At 51.9% G+C, this 2,285-nt stretch carries 2 protein-coding genes; both read right to left on the reverse strand.

Features of this window, described 5'->3' with window-relative positions:
* On the reverse strand, positions 1 to 1,544 hold a 1,544-nt coding region (locus tag IQ219_RS19075; RefSeq protein ID WP_194073658.1), incomplete at its 3' end, for an HlyD family efflux transporter periplasmic adaptor subunit.
* Positions 1,545 to 1,693: 149 nt separating this feature from the next.
* Positions 1,694 to 2,285, reverse strand: a 592-nt coding sequence (locus IQ219_RS19080; RefSeq protein ID WP_194073659.1) for an ATP-binding cassette domain-containing protein, incomplete at its 5' end; no start/stop codon positions are given.

A 2,285-nucleotide genomic window follows, 5' to 3' on the forward strand; every position in this document is an offset into this window, starting at 1 on the left:
TAGGCACCGACCGACTCCACCACCCCATCGACCCCCCCAAATTCGCTGTAGGGGAAGGAGTCAATGCGCACGTCGGCGGGCATACCAGTGCGAACGAAGCCAATGTCCTTGTTGGTGATGTCTACTTCGGCAATCAAACTATCGGCGGGGATAATTTTCAGCAGAGGTTCGGTTTGGTTGGGGGGGGTAACGTAACCAGGGGTTGCTTTGAGATCGAAAACTATCCCATCCACCGGGGAGGTAATTTCCTGATAGCCCAGGTTGACCTTGTTCCTTTCAATCTGCCCGTTTAACTCGGTGAGCCGTTTGTCGTTATCAACAATAATTTTGGTGATCTGGGTATTAATTTCCGCCAGCCGCTTATCATTATCCGCCAGGCGATCGTAAATATCCTTGTCAGTGACGGCACTGGTGTTGGCTAGGCGGGCTTGGGCCTGGGAAATTAAGGACTGGAGGCGCAATTGCTCCGTTTCCAGCCGCTGAATTTCCGCTTGGCGGGACTCAATTTGTTGTTTTTGGCGGTCCACTTCCACCACGGTGTTAACCTTTTGCTCGATTAACTGTTGGGTTCTGTCGTTGAGGGACTGTTGTTGTTTTTCCACCTGTAACCGTGCCAGGGCTCCCTCTTCCAGCAAAGGAGTCATGCTGTCCACAATGCCCGCCTCAATGGCCAGGCTTTTCTCGGCTTCTGCGAGGGCCGCTTCGTTGCGCCCCAATAAACCAGCTAGGATTTTTTGGTCTTCCCGCAATTGGCTTCTTTCTGCCCTCAACTGCAAACCGGCTTGTTCCAACTGTTTCTGAATTTGGCGAATTTCTAACTCGGCGGCGGTCATGCGACTGCCCAGTTCAAAGCGGGCCATTTCCAGACGGGAAAGCTGTTCAGAAGTGAGTTTTCCTTCCCCACTGGCGGTTCTTAGCCCCAATTGTTGGCGATAAAGTTCATTTTCATTAATCAATTCCGCCCGATTATTAGCTAGGGCCACAACTTCCCAGGGTAGGTTAAGTTGGGTGACGGCCCTCTGGAGGGCACTGCCTTCCAAGCCGTTTTGCAGGAGGGTACGGTAGAAAGCGTTTTCCTGGAGGATTTTGGCACGCACATTTTGGGCGGCGGTCAATTCTGCCTGGGTACTGCTGGAATCCATAATCACCAGCACTTCACCTTTTTTGACCTTGCGGTTATTTTCCACCAACACTTCTTTCACCACCCCGTTCAGTGGTGCATTGATATCTTTCACCTTATCAATAGGTTTTAATTGCCCCGTGGCGGGCACCACCTGTTCAATGGTGGCAATGGAAGCCCAGGTCACAGCCACAACAGTCACTCCCATAATGGCAATGGCAATGCCTCGGGCCCACATGGGGGACTGACGCATGACGATGGCCTGTTCCGGTTGGAATAGGGATGAGTTGGACGTAAGGGCGACGGGGGTTTTGGCGGCCTTCTCCTGTTCTTTCTCCTTGACGTCGGCCAAGGTGCCTGCATCCATGGTTTTGGGGCTGTGGCCGTTCCGTTGGGGGACGTTTTTTTGGATAGGGCTATTCATAGTTCTAGAGGCGATCGCCAAAGATGATGGACAAAGAAGTGATTAGGCGAGGAAATTATTTACGCTAATTGTATAGACAAAGTTTTAAAACCGATGGGGACAGGCCGTCTGGCTAGTTAATAAAAATTCATACGGTTTAGACCAGGGAATTAAACATCGTCACTGCCGGCTCCCTGCTGTTGGTAGAGGTAATAGTAACGTCCCTTGAGGGCCATTAATTCTTCATGGCTACCTTGTTCCACAACGGAACCTTGGTCCATCATAACGATTACATCGGCACTCCGGACGGAACTAAGGCGGTGGGTAATGAAGAAAACCGTGTGTTCCCTAAAAGCATCACCCAAGTTAATGCAAACCTGTTGTTCGGTGATGTAGTCCAGGGCACTGGTGGCTTCGTCCAACACCAAAATACGAGGGCGTTGTAATACCGATCTGGCGATGGCAATCCGTTGCCTTTGTCCCCCGGACAGGGTAGCGCCCCGTTCCCCCACCCTGGTGTTATAGCCGTTGGGTAAGGTCATGATGAACTCGTGGGCAGAGGCCACTTTGGCGGCGGCAATAATTTGTTCTGTGCTGGCATCGGGGTTGGTGAGGGCAATATTCTCCTGCACCGTACCCTCAAAGAGCAAGGTTTCCTGGGGCACTACCCCCACCTGGCGACGGAGGGAATAGAGTTCTACTTTGCCAATATCAAGGCCATCCACCAAAATCCTCCCCCCTCCGGTTCGTACAGTCGGGAGA

The sequence above is a fragment of the Synechocystis sp. LEGE 06083 genome, assembly GCF_015207725.1.
GTDB classification, from domain to species: domain Bacteria; phylum Cyanobacteriota; class Cyanobacteriia; order Cyanobacteriales; family Microcystaceae; genus Synechocystis; species Synechocystis salina.